The 18009-nt window shown below is 69.5% G+C and carries 15 protein-coding genes; 4 read left to right on the top strand and 11 right to left on the bottom strand.

The window, feature by feature from the left end:
* Positions 1–56 precede the first annotated feature (56 nt).
* The 9 genes from M2283_RS40225 to M2283_RS40185 form a co-directional block, all read right to left on the bottom strand.
* A complete protein-coding gene (locus tag M2283_RS40225; protein WP_280881502.1) occupies positions 57–971 on the bottom strand; it encodes a carbohydrate ABC transporter permease in 915 nt (304 codons plus the stop codon).
* Positions 968–1900, bottom strand: coding sequence for a carbohydrate ABC transporter permease (locus M2283_RS40220; RefSeq protein ID WP_280881501.1), 933 nt, complete (start codon positions 1898–1900; stop codon positions 968–970). The genes M2283_RS40225 and M2283_RS40220 overlap by 4 nt, the downstream gene beginning before the upstream one ends.
* Positions 1897–3264 carry an ABC transporter substrate-binding protein gene (locus M2283_RS40215; RefSeq protein WP_280881500.1) on the bottom strand — a complete coding sequence of 456 codons (1368 nt, stop codon included), beginning with the start codon at positions 3262–3264 and terminating at the stop codon, positions 1897–1899. Before M2283_RS40215 ends, M2283_RS40220 begins: the two co-directional genes overlap by 4 nt.
* A gap of 86 nt (positions 3265–3350) precedes the next feature.
* Positions 3351–4448: an enolase C-terminal domain-like protein gene (locus M2283_RS40210; protein WP_280881499.1), complete on the bottom strand. Its 1098-nt coding sequence runs from the start codon at positions 4446–4448 to the stop codon at positions 3351–3353.
* A 90-nt stretch (positions 4449–4538) separates the two neighbouring features.
* Positions 4539–7796, bottom strand: a complete 3258-nt coding sequence (locus M2283_RS40205; protein ID WP_432423192.1) for a discoidin domain-containing protein — start codon at positions 7794–7796, stop codon at positions 4539–4541.
* A 127-nt stretch (positions 7797–7923) separates the two neighbouring features.
* Positions 7924–8766 (bottom strand): FadR/GntR family transcriptional regulator, encoded by an 843-nt coding sequence (locus M2283_RS40200; RefSeq protein ID WP_432423191.1) that lies wholly within the window; start codon positions 8764–8766, stop codon positions 7924–7926.
* Positions 8767–8987: 221 nt separating this feature from the next.
* Entirely contained in the window at positions 8988–11123 is a 2136-nt protein-coding gene (locus tag M2283_RS40195) for a putative bifunctional diguanylate cyclase/phosphodiesterase (RefSeq protein ID WP_280881497.1), read from the bottom strand.
* Complete coding sequence (locus M2283_RS40190) at positions 11120–11932, bottom strand: SAM-dependent methyltransferase (RefSeq protein ID WP_280881496.1); 813 nt, start codon at positions 11930–11932, stop codon at positions 11120–11122. Before M2283_RS40190 ends, M2283_RS40195 begins: the two co-directional genes overlap by 4 nt.
* A gap of 257 nt (positions 11933–12189) precedes the next feature.
* Entirely contained in the window at positions 12190–13146 is a 957-nt protein-coding gene (locus M2283_RS40185; protein ID WP_280881495.1) for an SCO0930 family lipoprotein, read from the bottom strand.
* A gap of 292 nt (positions 13147–13438) precedes the next feature.
* Between M2283_RS40185 and M2283_RS40180 the strand changes: the two genes are divergently transcribed.
* The 3 genes from M2283_RS40180 to M2283_RS40170 all read left to right on the top strand — a co-directional run bounded on the left by M2283_RS40180 (position 13439) and on the right by M2283_RS40170 (position 15543).
* Positions 13439–14065, top strand: coding sequence for a hypothetical protein (locus M2283_RS40180; protein ID WP_280881494.1), 627 nt, complete (start codon positions 13439–13441; stop codon positions 14063–14065).
* Positions 14066–14111: 46 nt separating this feature from the next.
* Complete coding sequence (locus M2283_RS40175; RefSeq protein WP_280881493.1) at positions 14112–14846, top strand: DUF4239 domain-containing protein; 735 nt, start codon at positions 14112–14114, stop codon at positions 14844–14846.
* 166 nt (positions 14847–15012) lie between these two features.
* Entirely contained in the window at positions 15013–15543 is a 531-nt protein-coding gene (locus M2283_RS40170) for a hypothetical protein (protein WP_280881492.1), read from the top strand.
* Positions 15544–15644: 101 nt separating this feature from the next.
* Here the strand turns inward: M2283_RS40170 and M2283_RS40165 are convergent, their stop codons facing one another.
* Positions 15645–16133 (bottom strand): hypothetical protein, encoded by a 489-nt coding sequence (locus M2283_RS40165; protein WP_280881491.1) that lies wholly within the window; start codon positions 16131–16133, stop codon positions 15645–15647.
* 331 nt (positions 16134–16464) lie between these two features.
* On the opposite strand from M2283_RS40165, the gene M2283_RS40160 reads away from it, so the two are divergent.
* Positions 16465–17124, top strand: a complete 660-nt coding sequence (locus tag M2283_RS40160) for a class F sortase (RefSeq protein WP_280881490.1) — start codon at positions 16465–16467, stop codon at positions 17122–17124.
* Positions 17125–17155: 31 nt separating this feature from the next.
* Here the strand turns inward: M2283_RS40160 and M2283_RS40155 are convergent, their stop codons facing one another.
* Positions 17156–17992 carry a polysaccharide deacetylase family protein gene (locus tag M2283_RS40155; RefSeq protein ID WP_280881489.1) on the bottom strand — a complete coding sequence of 279 codons (837 nt, stop codon included), beginning with the start codon at positions 17990–17992 and terminating at the stop codon, positions 17156–17158.
* Between the last annotated feature and the right edge of the window lie 17 nt (positions 17993–18009).

Raw genomic sequence — 18009 nt, 5'->3', positions numbered from 1 at the left:
GCGGAGCCGCAAATCGATACGGCCCCGCGCCCCTTACGGGGCGCTCCAGGTGCCCCTCACTCCTTCGTTGAACCCGCCAACATTCCTGACACCAACGTGCGTTGGGAGAACAGGAAGAGGACTAGCACCGGCAGGATCGCCACGATGATCGCCAACGCCAGTTCGGGGATGGTGATGTTGAGGCCCGCGCCTGCTACCGGGTTGAACGACGGTGTGGACGTGAGGAGTTGGTTCAGGCCTACCTGGACGGGGAACTGCTTGCTGTTCGGCAGGACCAGGTAGGGGAGGAAGAAGTTGTTCCAGTTGCCTACGAAGCTGAAGAAGGCGACGAGTCCGATCACCGGCTTCGCCAGCGGGAGCGCGATGCGTGCGAAGAGCTGCCATTCGGTGCAGCCGTCGATCCTCGCCGCCGACAGCAGGTCTCTCGGCAGGCTGCTGCCGAAGTAGATGTACACGAGGTACACGCCGAACGGGTAGAAGGAGAAGGGCAGGATCACCGACCAGACGGTGCCGATGAGGTGGAAGCGGTTGAGCTCCAGGAAGACCGGGAGCACCAGGGTCGCCTGCGGCATGATCATGGTGACGAGCGTGATCACGAGCAGGGTCTTGCGTCCCCTGAACTTCGTCAGGGCCAGTGCGTAGCCGGCCGGCACGCTGACGGCGAGGGTCAGGATGAGTGAACCGCCGGAGTAGATCGCCGAGTTGCGCAGCCAGGTGAGCATGGCGCCGTCCTGGAAGGCGAACAAGTGCCGCCAGGCGGCGCCGATCTGGTGGAACGAGCCGAAGGAGAGCGGGTTGTCCCGGACCGCCTCGCCGGCGGTCTTGGACGGCGCGAGCAGCAGCCAGACGACCGGCAGGACGAAGAACACCAGCAGGAAGGACAGCAGCAGGGCCACGACCAGGAAGGAGAGGGCTCGGGACGGCCGGACGTGCCGGATCGCCGCTGCCGGGGGGAGAGTTGATGGCGTCATGACTCATCCAACTTGAACAGGTTCGAGCGGGCGACCAGCAGGCCCGCGGCCAGCAGGCCAACGGCCAGGAGAACGACGGAGATGGCTGCCGCGCCGTTGAAGTCGCCCTGCTGGAAGGCGTAGACGTAGGCGAGTTGGTTGGGCGACCAGGTGGGGCTCACCCGGCCGAGGCTGGCCGTCTGGAGCAGCTGGGGCTCGACGAACAGCTGGGTGCCGGTGGCGAAGGCCATGATGGTCATGTAGACGATCCACTGACGGATCATCGGGATCTGGATGTGCCAGGCGGTGCGCCAGGGGCCCGCACCGTCCATGCGGGCGGCTTCGAGCACCTCGTCGGGGATGTTGTTGAGCGCCCCGTACATCACGACCATCCAGCCGCCCGCGCCCGTCCAGAAGGCGATGAGCATGAGGATCAACGGCAGGTTGCCGGGGGCCAGTACGGCCGCGAAGGTCTGCATGCCCAGGCTCTTCAGGAGCCAGGACACCGGGCTGACGTCCGGGTCGAGCATGAACAGCCAGACCAGGACGCTGGCCACACCGGCGAGGGCGCCGGGGATGTAGTAGAGGAAGCGGAAGAGGGCCGAGGTGGCGGGGCGGACCCGGCTGCGCAGGATCACGGCGGTCAGGACGACCAGGACCACGAGGGCGACCAGCCACAGCACCAGGTAGACGAGCATGTGGGCGAAGGCGGGGCCGACGCGGTAGTCCTGGACGACCTTGACGAACTGGTTGAGGCCGGTGAACTGGCCCTGGTCGTTGGTGAACGCCAGCCAGAAGGAGTAGGCGGTCGGGACGATCCCGAACGCGAGCAGCAGGACGGCGTATCCGGCGACGAAGTAGTAGCCCGCGCGGCCGCGGGCCCTGCGCCGCGGCGGGGTGCCGCGGCGCAGGGGGGAGACGGCGACGCGCTCGGTCTCCAGCAGGGTCACTGGTCGGCCACCTTGTATCCGTGCGCCTTCGCCTCGTTGGCGATCTCCTTCTGCCAGGCCGGGAGCGTCTCGGTCAGGCTCTTGCCTGCGGTGAGGGCGGGCAGGACGACGCTGGACCAGGCGGTGGCGTCCGAGAACCGGGTGTTCGACCAGCCGGTCCACACCTCGTCGGCTGCCTGCTCGAACGCCCCGCTCACGTCACCGGCGAAGTAGTCGCTGTTGGCGGGGTTCTTGAGCCAGGCCTGCGCGGCAGCGGTGTACGCGGGGTAGGTGGGCGCGGACGCCTGGTTCTCGTCCGACGTGGTCAGCCAAGTGACCAGGTCCGTGGACGCCTTGAGGTTGGCGCTGTGCGAGGACACCATCCAGACCCCGCCGCCGACGTTGCCGGTGGCCGCCTTCGTCTCCCCCTGCCAGGTCAGCGGGGGCGCCGCGGCGATCTGCTTGGCCGGCGCGTTGAACGCGGCCTTGAAGAGGTACTGGCCGTACCAGGACGGGCCGTACGCCATCAGGACCTTGCTGCCGCTCTCCTTGGCGAAGCCCTGACTGAAGAAGCCCTTGGTGGTGACGGCCTTGGCGTCGATCAGGCCGTCCAGGAGCTTCGCCGTGCGGGTGCAGTTGGCGTCCTGGAGATCGGTGCGCAGGGTGTCCGGCTTCACCAGGTCGAAGGCGGGGCACTGGCCGGACCAGAAGTACGACTCGTGGGAGTTGGTGTCGCCGACCGAGCCGACGAGGTAGCCGGGGTGGTCCCTGGCCACCCGCTTGCCGAGGGCCTCGTACTCCTCCCAGGTGGTGGGGACCTGGTAACCCCACTTGTCCATGAGGGACTTGTTGTACCAGAGGACCACCTGGGCGATGTCGTTGCGCAGGCAGTAGGTGTGGCCGTCGAACTGACAGGGCGTCAGGGAGCCCTTGGCGAAGCCCTTCAGGGTGCTCTGCGGGACGAGCTTGTCGTCCAGCGGGGCGGCGAACGGCCGCGCTCCCGGCTTGGTCGGTTCCGACGCCCAGGTCACGTCGGTGGGCGAGCCGAACACCACGTCCGGCCAGCCGCTGCCGGTCCGGTCGAAGAGCTGCACCTTGGACTGCAGGTAGGTCGAGCCGTCGGCCCCGCCGTCGTACGTGACGATGTCCATCTTCACGTCCGGGTGCGCCTTCTGGTACTTCTGCACCGACGGCAGGCGGGTCGAGTCCGCCCAGACCGTGATCTGCGAACCCTCCTTCTGCGTGGCCGGCTTGAAGGCCGACCGGTCGGCGGAGGACCGGGAGGTGGTGTCGGCACTGGCACAGCCGGCCAGGAGCGCCGCGGTGGTCAGGGAGAGCACGGCGGCGGCCGTACGCAGCGCGGTGCGGCGGCGGCCCGCCCTCATGATCCCGGCTTCCGTGGCCCCAACTCTCGTGGCCCCGGCTCTCGTTGACGTGGAAGACCTCATCGTCTTGCCTTTCTGTTCTGCCGTCAGCGCGGCTGTTCGACGAACGGCAGGAGTTCGCTGCCGTAGCCGTAGTCGAGGGGGAGCGCGATGCCGGGTGCCGTGGGGGCGTGCACCAGGCCCTGGTCGTCGACGTGGCGCTCGCGCACCACCCGGGTCGCGGTCACCAGCGACTCGTAGTAGGTGGTGTTGGAGATCGCCATGCACAGGTGGTGGTTGGGGATGTCCGAGCCGTGCACCTCGGCCCGCAGCCGGTAGGCGTCGGCGAGATGGGCGGTGCGCATGGCGCCGGTGATGCCGCCGCGCAGGGTGGTGCCGGCCCGCACCCCGAAGGTGGCGGCGCCGGCACGGATGAAGTCGGCGGAGTTCATGTGAGCCCCGTCGGAGGTCTCGGCCACCAGCAGCGGGACGTCCACGGACTCGGCGAGCTGCCGGTACGCGGAGACGCTGAACTCGCGCATCGGCTCCTCGTACCAGAGGTAGTCCGCCTCGGACAGCGCCCGGCCCACGCGGATCGCGTCGGGCAGGTCGAAGCCCGCCGAACCGTCGTACATCAGAGGGACGTCCGGCCCGACGTGCTCGCGCAGGGCCAGACACAGTCGGGCGTCCCGGCGGGCGTCGCCCCAGGCGTGCAGCTTGATGCCCCGGTAGCCGAGGGCCAGGCACTGGTCGGCCACGTCGAGGAACTCCTCGGTGCTGGAGAACGTCGAGGTGGAGGCGTAGGCGGGAATGGACTCACGGAAGCCGCCGAGCAGCCGCCAGACCGGCTCGCCGTGGTACCGGCCGGCCAGGTCCCACAGCGCGGTGTCGATCAACCCCAGGGTGGGGAGCGGGAGTTCGTGGATACGGTCCAGCTCCCACACCCGGTGCCACAGCCACTCCCGCTGGACCGGGTCGGCTCCGGTCAGCTCCTCCCGGAAGACCCGGTCCACCAGCTCGGTGAGCGTGGTGAACGCTCCGGGGCGGGCGAACAGGGCCACTCCCTCGGCTCCCTCGTCGGTCCCGATGCGCAGTACAGCGCCGTCGCCGACCGGGGCGCTTCCGCTCAGCCCGTTCCGCCAGCGGAAGGGCGGGGCGGCCGCCGGAACGTCGATCCGGTGTACTTCGACATGGGTGATCTTCATCCTGGCTTTCGTCTCTGTAAGGGGAGATGCCGACGTCAAGGGCGGTGCCGACGTCTGTGTACCGGGAGCTGCCGACCGGGAGCCGTCGGCTCAGAAACCGCCGTACGCCTGGAGTTCGTAGACGCTGCCGCCGTTCCAGTTGGAGCCGGTGACGGTCAGGCGCAGGTAGCGGGCGGTGACGGGGGTGTCGGCGAAGGAGTAGGTGGCCTGGGTGACGGTGCTGTCCGCGGTGTGGTCCTCGAACGTCGACCAGTTCTGGCCGTCGGTGGAGTACTCCAGGCGGTACTTGTAGCCGCTCGCCAACTCGAAGGTGGTGACCACGGCGGAGACGCTGGTGTCCTTGCCTAGGTCCACCTGGAGCCAGGACGGGTCGGGCAGCCCCAGCCCCTGGGCCCAGCGCGTCGACAGGTCGCCGTCGACGGCCTTCGCCGGGGTGTGGCCCTCCGAGTCGGAGGACGCGGTCGCCGTCTTGTTCACGGCCAGGTCGTTGTCGGCGGGGGTGGTGAACTCCGCCGTCCGGCTGGGCTCGGAGGCGTTGAGTTCGGCGTCCCTGGCCACGACGGTGAACGAGTACGCCGTCGCCGGCTTCAGGTTCGCGACCCGCAGTGTCGTCGCGTCGGTGACGGCGATCCGCCTGCCGTCCTGGTAGACGACGTAGCTGGTCACTCCGGTGTCGTCGCTGGCGGCCGGCCAGCTGACGTCCACGAGGCTGGGCAGCAGCGCCTTGACGGTGGGCCGCTCGGGGCTCGTGGGGGCGGTGTGGTCGGAGGCGGGGGCACTGGCGGTGCCGTAGGCCTGGAAGTCGTAGATGCTGCCGCCGTTGCCGCTGGAGCCGGTCACGGTCAGTCGTACGAAGCGGCCGGTGACCGGGGTGTCGGTGTGGGCGTAGTCGGTCTGCGCCGCGGTGTTCTCGGCGGTGCGGTCCGCGAGCGTCGTCCAGTGGACCTCGTCGCGCGAGACCTGGATACGGTACTTGTAGCCCTTGCTCAGCTCGAAGGTGGTGATCGCCCCGCTCACGTCGTACGAGGCTCCGAGGTCCACCTGGATCCAGGACGGGTCGGGCAGCCCGAGGCTCTGGGCCCAACGGGTCGTCAGGTCACCGTCGTTCACCTTCGCCGGGACGTTGCCCTCCGAGTCGGAGGACGCGGTGACCGGCTTGTTCAGGGCCAGGTCCTGGCCGTCCGGCATGGTGACCTTCAGGGACATGCTCGGCGCGGACTCGTTGCCGGCCGCGTCACGGGCGGTGACGGTGAAGGTGTACGTCCGACCCGCGGTCAGGCCGGAGATGCGTACGGAGCTCTTGCCGGAGGCGTTGACCAGCTTGCCGTCCTGGCGGACCGAGTAGCCGGTGACGCCGGTGTCGTCCGTGGCGGCGGGCCAGTTGAGGTCGGCGACGGTCGGGAAGTCGGTCGTCGCGGTCGGGGTGCCGGGGGCGGTGGGTGCCTGGTGGTCGGTGACCACGGGGCCCGGGTCTAGGTGCCTGTAAGGCGCTTCGAGACCGGCGTTGTTCACGATGGAGGCGGGGAGCTGGTCGCAGGCGCCGACCGTGATGTTGCCGTTGACGTCGTTGTTCTTGCTCAAGTACTGGACGCTGAAGGCGGGTTGGGTCGTGTAGTTGCCCTTGGCCGTGTTCTCCTCGGCGTGGTTCATCAGCAGCCACTGGAAGGAGATGTCGCAGAAGGCGTTGCCGGTGTTCTGCCAGTGGCGGCTGCCCTCGTCGTGGTAGACGGCGCCGTAGGCGGGGGCCGGGACCCCGTGGATGTAGTTCCCGGACACCGTGCCGCCGGGGTTGCTGCTGAGCGTGTAGATCGCTCCGCCGTCGGCCTGCGACTTCATGATGTCGCTGATCTCGTTGTCGGTGACGACGGTGTCGCGGCTGATGGTGGGGGCGTCGGAGACCGGGATGCCGGCGTTGTTCGGGTAGGCAGAGTTGCCGCCCTGGTCGGTCAGGCCCCAGCCCCAGCCGACGGAGATGCCGGAGTAGGGCAGGTCGTGGACCTTGTTGTGGGTGATCACCGTGGAGTCGGTGTAGCCGGCCAGGATGCCCACCGAGCCGTTGTACTGGTCGGCGACCTGGGTGACTACGTTGTCATTCACCAAGGTGTCCTTGGTGACGTCCCGTGCGTCGTCGGGGTGGGCGTCGCCCCACTCGACCCCGCCGACCTGGATGCCGGTCGCGGCGATCTGACGGAAGACGTTGCCGGTGATCGCGGTGTGCTGGGTGCCGGTGTTCAGGTTCAGGCCCACGGCACCTAGGTTCGTGAAGGTGTTGCCGGCGAACTCGACGTCCCTGCCGTGGCTGACGTTGACGGCCCCGGGTGTCTTCTTCCAGTGCAGGCGCGTGGAGTCGAAGTCCGGGTTGTCCTCGCCGACCATCCGGAAGCCGGCCTGGCCCTCGATGAAGCCGTCGGGCGAACTCGGTTCGAGCCAGGTGGAGTCGGAGAAGGTGATGCCCCGGAAGGACACGTCCGTGACGGGGTGCGCGCTGGTGCCGTTCAGATCGACCAGGTCCTGGACCGCGGGCACGGTCACGTCCACGGTCTTCATGTTCTCGCCCTGCTCGGGCTGGTAGTAGACGTAGCCCGCGCTCGTGTCCAGGTACCACTCCCCCGGACTGTCCAGCAGCTCGCGGGCGTTCTCCAGCCAGGTCGGGTTCTGGATCTCCTGGCCCGACTGGAGGTGGGCGTTGCGCCAGCACGGCTGCTTCATCGTCATCGCGTTGCCGGAGATCGACTCGACGGGGCAGCGCATGAGCTTCCAGCCCCAGGAGCTGACCACTTCGAGGTCCGACGGGTGCTTGTACGCGCTGATGGCGGAGTCGGTGAAGGTGTAACCGGTGGACGTCTTGCTGAACCCGGCGGGGTTCTTCCCGCTGCGGGCCCGGGTCCTCAACTCGCCGTTCACGTAAAGCTGTCGGGTGTCGAGGCCGGTCAACTTCGCCTTGTAGACCTTCCCTTCGGCGTCGGCCTTGGTCCAGCCGGTGACCTGCTTGCCGCCGCTGATCACGGGGTGGGCGCCGGGCGCGGCCTCGTAGACGATCCGCTGCCCGTCCGTGCCGGAGTCCTTGGCGGTCAGGGCGAAGGTGCGGCTGAGCTGGTACGTGCCCGACTTGAGCCGGACGTGGATGTCGCCGTGCGCCTTGGACTTGGCGTCGCGCACGTAGTCCCGTGCGTGTTCCAGCGTCCTGAAGGGGTGGTCGGCGGTGCCGCGGCCGGTGTCCTTGCCGGACGGGGAGACGTAGACGGTGAGGCCGGACGATCGCGCGGCGGCCTGCGCCGGGGTGACGGTCAGCGGCGCCACCGCGGCGGCCAGGGACACGGCGGCTATGAGGGCTCTTCGCAGGGGCACCCGCGGCCCACTGCGCACAGACGGAACAGACACGGAAATCCAATCGCCTGAAGGATGTGGCGCGGTAGGCCGGTCGTCCACCGGCCTACCGGGACATGGGACGGGAAGGCGCCCGTGCGAAGCCGGTTTACGACGCCGACGTCTGCGGGGGCTGCGAGGAGTCACCGGGACCGGCGCCCGTCGACGGCCGCGCGGGTGCCCCGGGGGCGGCGCGGTCACCGAGGTTGAACAGCCGGTCGCGGATCTTCCGCTCGAACTGGGTCCGCGTGGTGGCGATGTGCTCCACCATCAACTCGCTTGCGAGATCGGCCTCCCCCGCGGCGACCGCCTCGGCGATGGCGAGGTGCTGTCGTGCGGCGACCTCCAGCGAACCGGGGGCGTCGCCGTGGAAGAGCAGCACGTCGGACTGGGAGGCGAGGCGCCGCACGCCGGCGACGCTCGACCTCAGGAACACGTTGTGCGAGGCCGCGCCCAGCGCGTCGTGGAAGGCCTCGTCGGCCCGGGCGAAGGCGAGCGCGTCGTCGTGCTGGGCGGCCGTCAGTGAACTCTGCGCGCCCTCCCGGACGGTGCGGACCTCGATGGGGGTGGCCAGGCCGGCGGCCCGGCGGGCCGTCTCCGACTCGATCACCGTGCGGTAGTCCAGGAGCATCAGGACGTCGTTCATGCTCGTTGGACGGAAGTGCGCGAACTGATCGTCCACCAGTCCGCCGGAGGCCTCCGCGACGAAGATGCCGGCGCCTCGCCGCACGCTCAACCGGCCGATGGCGGCCAGGACTTTGACCGCCTCGCGGGTGACGTTGCGGGACGCGCCCAGGACTTCGGCCAGTCCCTGCTCCGTGGGGAGCCGGTCGCCCGGCCGCAGGTTCTGCTCGGCGATGTACTCCAGCAGCTGCTCGGCGACCAGCTCGTACCCCGGCCGGTAGGGACCGTCGGACCCCGGTGACGGATCGGCCACTGTGCAACCCTCCATGCCTGCGGATTAATCAGGTTCATCGGCGGTGGCCACTATGGCATCCGCGTCACAGGGAGGGAAGACGTCGAACGGAACCGGATTCATGTGACGGACGAGGCAGATGCATCGCCGAATGAAACAGATCTATTTTCCGGTGGGAGTGTCCGGCCGGGGAACGAGAAAGGGCGTCGGCCGAGGAGAAGGATCTCCTCGGCCGACGCCCTTTGCGTGCGGACGGCTCAGCCGGTCGCGTCCACCAACGCCAGTTCGTGCAACCGCTCCGGCGGGCCCGGGCGGGCGTAGTACCAGCCCTGGGCCGTGTCGCAGCCCAGTATGCGGAGTTGTTCGGCCTGGGCTCCGGTCTCCACGCCCTCCACCGTGACCGCGAGGTCCAGGCTGTGGGCGAGGGAGACGATGCCTTCGACGATCTTGAGGTCGACCGGGTCGGCCGGGAACTGCTGCATGCTCTGGGTGAAGGAGCGGTCCAGTTTGAGGATGCTCACCGGCAGGCGGCGGAGGTTGGCCAGGTTGGAGTAGCCGGTGCCGAAGTCGTCGAGGGCGATGTCGACGCCCATCTCGGCGAGCCGGCGCAGCGGTTTGAGGAGGTCGTCGTCGGCGCCGATGAGCGCGGACTCGGTCACCTCCAGGCAGAGGACGTCCGGCGGGACGCCCATGCGCTCCAGGATGTCGACGGTGTCCTGGACCAGGCCAGGATGGGTGAGCTGGCAGGGCGAGAGGTTGACGTTGATGCGCATCGGGCCGGCGTCGTCGTACCGCTCGCGCCACTCGCGCGCCTGGCGGACGGACTGTTCCAGGACCCAGCGGCCCAACGGGACGATGAGGCCGGTGTGTTCGGCGAGCGGGATGAAGCGGTCCGGGCCGAGGACGCCGTGCTGCGGATGCAGCCAGCGCACCAGGGCCTCGGCGCCGCGGACGCTGCCGTCGCCGAGGTGGACCAGGGGCTGGTACTCGATGAAGAACTCGCCGCGCTCCAGGGCGGTGGGCAGGGCCGTGGTGAGTCCGTGCCGGGTGATGGCGCGGGCGTCGGCCTCCTCGTCGGCGAGCTCGTAGCGGTTGCCGCCCGCCGACTTGGCGCGGTACATCGTGATGTCGGCGCTGCGCAGCACCTCGGCGGGGGTGCGTTCGCCCGCCGGGCCCTCGACGATGCCGATGCTGCCGCGCACGAGGAGTTCCCTGCCGTCCACGCTGACCGGCGTGACCAGGGCGTTCATGATGCGCTCGGCGAGTTCGTCGACCTCGCGCTCGGTGCTGGTTCCGGTGGTCAGGGCGACGAACTCGTCGCCGCCGAGGCGCGCGACCATCTCGCCGGGCGCGGTCGCGCAGGCCTGGAGCCGGTCGGCGATCTCGACGAGCAGCCGGTCGCCGGCCGCGTGGCCGAGGCTGTCGTTGATGGCCTTGAAGCCGTCGAGGTCGAGGTAGCACAGGCCGAAGCGCTGGCCCGCGGCGGCGCTGAGTGCCTTTTCCAGACGCTCGAAGAAGAAGGTCCGGTTGGGCAGGCCGGTGAGCGCGTCGTGGGTGGCCTCGTAGCGCAGCCGGAGATTGAGCAGCCGGCGCTCGGTGGTGTCCTCCATGAGGGCGAGCTGGTACTGCGGGTTGCCGTCCGCGTCGCGCAGCAGGGAGACCGTCAGATTGGTCCAAAGGGCCGTTCCGTCGGGCCGGGAGAAGGCCTTCTCCACGTGGTAGTGCTCGCGCTCGCCGCGGACCAGCTCGTCGTAGAGCGTCCAGGTCTGGGGCGCGTCCTCGGGGTGGGTCCACTCCTGGACCCGACGGCCGCGGATCATCTGGTCGGTGAGGCCGAACATGCGCAGCAGTGCGCCGTTCACCTGCAGGATGTTGCCTTCGAGGTCGGCGATGCCGATTCCTATGGCCGCGCCCTCGAAGACGGCCCGGAAGCGGGCCTCGCTCGCGTGCAGCGCCTGGGCGACCACGCCCTGCGCCTTGAGGGCGGCCGCCGAGATGGCTTCCTGTTCGGCCAGTGTGCGCTCGCGCAGCGCCTGGGCGTACCCGGCGGCCATGGCGTGCTGCAGGCGGGCGGCGCGGGCGCGCAGGTCCTCCTGGTCGCCGTCCTCGCCGCAGTAGAGCACCAGATAGGCGTGCACACAGTCCATCGAGCGGCTGAGCGCCTCGGGGTCGGTGCAGTGCGCGGTGACGAGGCCCGCGCCGACCGCCCTGCCCTCGTCCGCGTCGAGCGTCCGGGTGTGCAGCGCCTGGCTCAACCGGCGTGCCAGCGGCAGGAGTTGCTCCTCGAACTCCGGCCGGGTCAGCGACGTCGAGGTCACCGGGAACACCGCACGGCTCCAGATCGTCGCGAACCGGCGCAGTCTGTCCTCCGGCCCGTCCGGCTCCGCGCTCACGCCGTGCGCCCCACGCCGGCGAACCCGGAGAACGCGTATGGATCCTCGTCCTCCAGTGCCGTCTCCGGCCGCCAGTGCGGCATCGGCACCAGTCCCGGTTCCACCATGTCGTACCCCTCGAAGAACCGCGCGATCTCCTCGCGCGAGCGCATGATCAGCGGGTTGCGAATGTCCTTGTACACGTCCACCGTGCCCGCGGCCCGCTCCGGGGGGAGCGGGATTCCCTCGTACGAGGCATGGGTGAGGATCAGCAGGCTGCCGGGCGCGAGCGCGTCGCGCAGCTGGGCCACCGCTTCGTACGGGCTGTCCTCGTCCTCCACGAAGTGCAGTATGGCAACGAGAAGCAGAGCCACCGGCCGGTTCACGTCGATCAGTCGCTGCACCTCGGCACTGGCGAGGATCTCCTGGGGCTTGCGGAGATCGGCGGCGACGACGTCCGCGTCCTCGTTGCCCGCCAGCACCGCCTGGCTGTGCGCGACGGCCACCGGGTCGTGGTCGACGTAGACGACGTGCGCGCCGGGCCGGGCCGACTGGGCGACCTCGTGGACGTTTCCGAAGGTCGGGATGCCGGAGCCGATGTCCAGGAACTGCGTGATGCCCTCGTCGAGGGCGAACCGCACCGCGCGGCGCATGAACGCCCGGTTCGCCTGCATGATCTTGGGAAGTCCCGGCAGGAAGTCCATGGCCTTGCGGGCCGCTTCCCGGTCGACCTCGAAATTGTGCGAACCACCGAGGTAGTAGTCGTAGATGCGCGAAACGCTGGGCACCGAGATGTCGATGCTCCGTGGGGCCCAGGCGGGACGCTCCATCTATGTCTCCAAGGCGTAGGCGATCCGGTGTTCGAGCTGAGGCTACTGATCGCCTGCCAACGGGGCGAGCCCAAACGGAAATTGACCGTCCGTTCCCGGTCACTGCCCGCGGCACATGCCGTTACTCACCCATTCAAAAAGGGCAACTCGACAACACGGGAAAACACAAAAGCGGTCCGCCCCCTCCGTGCGGTGCGGAGGGGGCGGACCATTCGATCGTGCGCTGCCCGGTGCGATCAGCCCTGGGGAGGTGATCCCTACTTCTTCGGAGCGCCGATCGGCTTTCCGTCGGGCGCCATGACGTACCAAGTACCGCCGACGCCCTGACCGTTGGTGTCCCCGGGGGCCTCGTCACCGGCGAAGGTGTACGCCGGCCAGCAGTCGACGGTCATCTGCTTGATGCCGTCGGGCCGGGTGATGGCCATGAGGCCGCTCTTCTTGAGGCCCTTGGTGTCGTTGGCCTCGACCGGGCCGACGGCCGGCCACTTGTCCAGGCAGGCACCGATGCAGTTCGAGATCGGGTCGGGCCAGGCCACGTCCTTCAGGAAGCGGTAGACCGTGTGACCGTTCTTGTCGACGACGATGTCGCCGAGCTTGGCGTCCTTGCGCACGGAGAGTTCGGGCAGGCTCGCGAGGGTGGCCTTCTTGCCGTCGGGGGCCAGCGCGAACCACTTCTTGCCCACGCCCTGGCCGGTGGTGTCGCCGGCCTTGGCGTCCTTGGCATAGCGGTACGCGGGCCAGCCGCCGATGGTCAGCTGCTTGGTGCCGTCGGTCCGGGTGACCTCGCCGAGCAGGGCCTTGTCGACACCGGCGCCGGCCGAGGCGTCGTCCGCGGGCACGGGCGGCCAGGCGGTGGCGCAGTCGCCGTCGCAGCTCGACTTGGGCGGCTCGGCGGTGTCGTCGTCGAATCGGTAGAGCGTCAGCCCCGCACCATCGGTGAGCATCTTGCCGAGTTCCGCGTTGTCGGTAACGGCGAGCTTGCCCGCAGGGGTTGTCTGGGTCCCCAGATTCTGACCGTCGGCGCCGTAGCCATTGCTGGGGCTGGCACTCGTGCCGGCCGCCGGAACGCTTCCGTAGTCGCCCGCGGCGGCCGTGGCGCCCACATTCTGGCTACCCACCGCCGACGTTCCGCTTTCCTGACCGCACGCCGTCGTCAGCGCCAGTACAGCCGCAGCGCTTGCCACGAGTGAGGCGCTCCGCCAGGAGGTCTTCATCTTCAACTCCCCATAATCCCAAGGCTATTGCAGCGCCCTGCTGCGCCGCCGCACGGCACTGAGTACGCATGGGGCCTGCGGTTGTGTTCAACCGCCCCGCAAATTTCTTTCCGGAACCTGTGACACAGGCGCACCGACCTGTACGACTCGCCCTGTTTCTCGCACATACGTACGCATTAGCGGAGACGTGAGCGAGTCCTGATCAAACCCCCGGGCCCACTACTTCCTCCGTTCGGGCCAATCCTTCTGCGCCATCGCGTGCGCGGGCCCGCGAGGGCTCATGATCTCCGTCGTGCATCGACCCGAACCGACCCGATCCGGCCTCACCGCCCGGCTGTTGGCCCTGGTGACGCTGGCTTGGCTGCTGACGGGGGCACCGGCGGGCGTGGCGGTGGCCGACGCGTGCGCGTACGCCTCGACCGGCCCGGACGGCACGGAGGCGGTGGCGGTCGCCGGAAGCCTCGACCGGCCGACTCCGCCGGCCTGCCCCAAGCCCCCGCCGCCTCCGCCCTGTCCCGAGCCCACGCCGACCCCGACGCCCAGCCCCCCGCCAACTCCCCCGCCACCCAAGCCGAAGCCCACGCCCAAGCCCACGCCGAAGCCGCCGCCTCCGAAACCGAAGCCCACCCCGAAGCCCACACCCACCCCGCCACCTGCCCCCGCCCCACCGCCCGCCGCCCGGCCGGTGCCGCGCCCGGTGGCCCCGACTCCCCCGCCGCCTCCGAAGCCCACACCCACTCCCCCGCCGAAGCCCTCGGTCAAGCCCGCCCCCGGCCCGAGCCCCGGCCCGGTGAGCTACCCGCACTACCGGGCTCCGGCCCCCAGACGGCCGACCCACAACAGTCCGTCCCCGCTCACTTTCGTCCTGCTGATCACGACGCCCGCCGTGATCGCCGTCGCCGCGCTGCGGCCACGATGATTCCTGGAGGCACCTCTTGCCGGAATGGCTTGTTCTCACTCTCGCGATGCTCGCTGCCTGCGTCGTGGTGGTCATCATCACCTTCCTGCGGCACCGCACGGCGTCCGACGACGAGGACACCAGTGAGACCCCGGACGTCATCGAGTACATGACGATGTGGATCGGCGTGGTGTACGCCATCGTCCTGGGCCTGGCCATCGCCGGGGTGTGGGAGGCCCGCAGCGCCGCCCAGGACCACGTGCAGGCCGAGGCCGTCGCGCTGCACGAGATCTCGGAACGGGTCCGGGTCTACCCGCCCGACGTACGAAACCGTATTCGGGACGATGTCAACGCCTATGTCGGACAGGTCGTCCACGCCGAGTGGAAGTCGATGGCCGACCACGGCGAGGTCACCCAGCGGGGCACCGATCTCCTGCAGCGGATCCGCGTGGACGTCACCGACTACCGGCCGACGACGGACTTCCAGGCGCAGGCCTACCAGCCGCTCGTCGACCAGGTCATGGCGGCGGACCAGGCTCGCAACGCACGGGCGGCCGCCATGGGGGCGACCATGCCGGGCGTGGTGTGGTTCGGGTTGCTGACCGGAGCCGTGGTCACCATCGGGATGGTCTTCGCCCTGCAGATCCGGCGCACCATGCGCGAACTGATCCTGGCCGGGCTGTTCTCCGCCCTGATCGCCTTCCTGCTGTTCCTCATCTGGGACTTCGACTCGCCCTACAGCCGGGGCATCACGGCCTCGGCGGAGCCCTTCCTGCGGCTCTTCCCCCACATCGGGGGCTGACGGCCCTTCAAACGCCGTTCCCCTGAGCGGCCCACACAGTTGCCCCATTCGCACGACTGCGATCGCGCACACGTACACATGTTCCTAGCGTTTCGATCATCGAGGTGCATTTCCGGCGCAAGCGGAAAAGGTCCGCTGCTGCTCCTCGGGGACCGGAGGAACCACCATGCGCGCGATACGCGTCGCTTCGGCCGCACTGCTGGGCATCAGCGCCCTCGCCCTTTCCGCACCCGCAGCCGTCGCGAGCGGCGGCGGCAACATCACGCCGTTCGGCTTCAGCGTCCTGCCCTCGACCATCGCGGCGGGCGGTCAGGTCACGCTCCAGTTGAACCGTGACGGCGGCTGCAGAGGCGCGGCGACGGTCACGTCGGGCGTGTTCGACACGGTCACGATCCGCCCCGGCCAGTCGTCGGCGACGGCGATGGTCGACTGGGACGCCAAACCGGGCGCGATGTACCAGGTGACGTTCGCGTGTGACGGCGCGAGCGGATCGACGGATCTGACCATCGCGGGCGGACGCCCGGTCAATCCCACACCGGTGCCGCTCAACCCCTACCGGGGCGTGCACGCCGGTGAGGGCGGCAGCATCGCCGGGTTCGACGTCAAGGAGATCGGCATGGGTGCCGCGCTCATCGTGGGCTCGGTCGGGGCGGCGTACCACTTCTCGCGCCGCCGCACCGGCGAGGACGGCGCCTGACCCGCGCCCCTCACCCGCACAGGCCTTCGCCCCGGATCCTGACAAGGGATCCGGGGCGAAGGCCTGTTGTGCGTGCGATCCGCCCTCCGAAGGGGGTGAGGTCAGATGCGCCGCTCGGACCTCCTGCGCATCCAGAACAGTCCGCTGCCGACGACGGCCGCGGCCACCAGACCGCCGCCGATCGCCATGTCGGTCGGCGTCGCCCCGCTGGTGCTGCTGCCGCCGAGACCGCCGCGGACACCGCCGATGACGGTGAACGCGGCCGGGTTGACCACGGACCCGTTTTGGCAGGTGACCGTGATGCTGTGCGAGCCCGTCCGCACGTTCCGGTGAACCGTCGCGGTGCCCCTCATCAGGCTGCTGGTGCCCGAGAGCGTGGTCGCCGGGAAGGCGTCCGAGGTCGCGGTGGCCGGGCCTGTGCAGTTGTCGACGGTGAGGGTCAGCTGCCCGCCCCGGGCGATGACGCTGGGCAGCGCGACGATGTTGCTGGGACTCAGGTTCATGCCGTCGCGCGCGACGGCTGCCGGGGCGGCAAGTCCGAGTGCGGCGACCGCGGCGGCCGAGGCCGCCAGGGCACGAGTGGTACGCATGTGATCCTCCGCGGAAGACGCCCCGGGACCCGTTCCCCGGTAGATCGGCGAGAAAGCGCCTCCCAGACAGACCCTCAGTTGCCGTGCGCCCGGCCGCATTTCGGCACTGGTCCGTCCTGGTGAGAAGACACGCCGAAGGATAACCGCACAATCGGATATCGCCGCAGGTCACAGACCGTCAGAAAATTCCTGTGCACGGCAACTCGGATGGCGCACCAAAAGAGTGCGGCCACCCGTTCGCTTCTCCCCCGTCGCCGGTTTCGCACGCGGCACTTAGCGTTCTCGTATGCGCGAATGACGTGGCGACGGCCGCGTCGAGAGGGGAAATCGAATGTCTGCGTTCGAGCTGGCCGACGAGGAGGAGCCGCAGCCGAAGAAGCGCGCTCCTTGGGGCGTGATAGCGCTTGTTCTGCTGACCGGCCTCGCGCTCATTCGGAATGGTTCGGGAGAGTTCGACGTGGGTCCGCCGCAGCCGGCCTCGGCGGCCGCGGCCGACAGCCGGGTGCCGGGGACCTTCGCCAAGGCCCAGCCGCTGGCGTTCTCCATGCCCGACCGGGTGCGGATTCCCTCGATCCGGGTCGACGCGCCCGTCATGCCGGTCGGCCTGGACGCGGACGGCTGGGTCGGGGCGCCGCCGCCGGAGGATCCGAACCTGGCGGGCTGGTTCACCGGCGCGGTCTCGCCCGGCGAGAAGGGCACGGCGGTCGTGGTCGGCCACGTCGACAACAAACAGGGCCCCGCCGTGTTCTACGGACTCGGGGCCCTCAAGAAGGGAAATCGCGTCGACGTCGCGCGCAAAGACGGGAAGACCGCCGTGTTCGAGATCTACGGCATCGAGGTCTTCGCGAAGAACGACTTCCCCGGCGACCGTGTCTACGGCTCCAAGGGCACCCCCGAATTGCGGGTCATCACCTGCGGGGGCGGTTTCTCCAAGCAGCACGGATACGACGGGAACGTCGTGGTCTTCGCCCGCCTGGTCGAGGTCCGCTGAGCGTTCCCCGACCGGGCGGGCGTAATGCGGTCTACGCGGTACGCCTTCTCGGCACGGTCATGTGATAGCCGGAATCCAGCAGTTGCGGCAGATAGTCACGCAGGGCCCGGACACTCTGGGAGCGGTCGCCCCCGGCGTCGTGCGAGAGCACCACGACGCCGGGGGCTGCGCCACCCTCCACCCGGTGGACGATGGAGCGGGTGCCCGGGGTGGTCCAGTCGAGGGTGTCGACCGTCCAGGCGAGGGGCTCCATGCCCATCTCTGCGCCGAGTTGGAACGCGGCCCGGTTCCAGGCCCCGTAGGGCGCGCGGAACCACTGCGGCCGCTCCCCGTACGCGTCCTCGATCACGTCGCTGGTGCGGTCCATCTCGGAGCGGATCTGCCCGCGGGTCATCCGGGTCAGCAGCGGGTGGGACCAGGTGTGGTTGCCGACGACGTGCCCCTCGTCGGCCATGCGGGCCAGCAGGTCCTGGTTGTCGACGGCCATCTCCCCGCACACGAAGAACATGGCCCGGACGTCGTACTCGGCGAGGGTGTCCAGGATGTGCGGGGTGTAGCGGGGGTCGGGTCCGTCGTCGAAGGTCAGCACCATGGTGCGGCCGCGACCGGACATCTTCAGAAAGGGCTCGTGCCGTACGAGGGTCCGGCCGGGGGTGGTGCGGGGCGGGCCGTAGCCGGTCAGGGGCTGGAGCCGGTAGGCGGACGGCTTGAGCGGGCGGCTCGCCTGCGGTCCCGCGGCGGGAGCGGGCGGCTTTGCCTGCCCGCCGCCGGTCCCCCACAGCACCGCGCCGGCGGTGCCGGCCGCCCCCAGAGCGGCGGCGCCGGCGAACAACGCCCCGCGCCGCGTGAGCAACTGATCCTTCTTCATGACTCATGAGTCGCCCG

Source organism: Streptomyces pseudovenezuelae (assembly GCF_029892565.1).
Lineage (GTDB): Bacteria > Actinomycetota > Actinomycetes > Streptomycetales > Streptomycetaceae > Streptomyces > Streptomyces pseudovenezuelae_A.
The sequence above is the reverse complement of the archived record's forward strand: the minus strand, read 5'-3'. Positions and strand labels throughout refer to the sequence as shown.

What these genes read in the sequence shown, in the direction of transcription:
- M2283_RS40225 (WP_280881502.1), bottom strand. Translation starts at nt 971, where the DNA reads ATGACGCCATCAACTCTCCCCCCGGCAGCGGCGATCCGGCACGTCCGG.
- M2283_RS40215 (WP_280881500.1), bottom strand. Translation starts at nt 3,264, where the DNA reads ATGAGGGCGGGCCGCCGCCGCACCGCGCTGCGTACGGCCGCCGCCGTG.
- M2283_RS40210 (WP_280881499.1), bottom strand. Translation starts at nt 4,448, where the DNA reads ATGAAGATCACCCATGTCGAAGTACACCGGATCGACGTTCCGGCGGCC.
- M2283_RS40200 (WP_432423191.1), bottom strand. Translation starts at nt 8,766, where the DNA reads ATGGAGGGTTGCACAGTGGCCGATCCGTCACCGGGGTCCGACGGTCCC.
- M2283_RS40190 (WP_280881496.1), bottom strand. Translation starts at nt 11,932, where the DNA reads ATGGAGCGTCCCGCCTGGGCCCCACGGAGCATCGACATCTCGGTGCCC.
- M2283_RS40185 (WP_280881495.1), bottom strand. Translation starts at nt 13,146, where the DNA reads ATGAAGACCTCCTGGCGGAGCGCCTCACTCGTGGCAAGCGCTGCGGCT.
- M2283_RS40175 (WP_280881493.1), top strand. Translation starts at nt 14,112, where the DNA reads ATGCTCGCTGCCTGCGTCGTGGTGGTCATCATCACCTTCCTGCGGCAC.
- M2283_RS40170 (WP_280881492.1), top strand. Translation starts at nt 15,013, where the DNA reads ATGCGCGCGATACGCGTCGCTTCGGCCGCACTGCTGGGCATCAGCGCC.
- M2283_RS40165 (WP_280881491.1), bottom strand. Translation starts at nt 16,133, where the DNA reads ATGCGTACCACTCGTGCCCTGGCGGCCTCGGCCGCCGCGGTCGCCGCA.
- M2283_RS40160 (WP_280881490.1), top strand. Translation starts at nt 16,465, where the DNA reads ATGTCTGCGTTCGAGCTGGCCGACGAGGAGGAGCCGCAGCCGAAGAAG.
- M2283_RS40155 (WP_280881489.1), bottom strand. Translation starts at nt 17,992, where the DNA reads ATGAAGAAGGATCAGTTGCTCACGCGGCGCGGGGCGTTGTTCGCCGGC.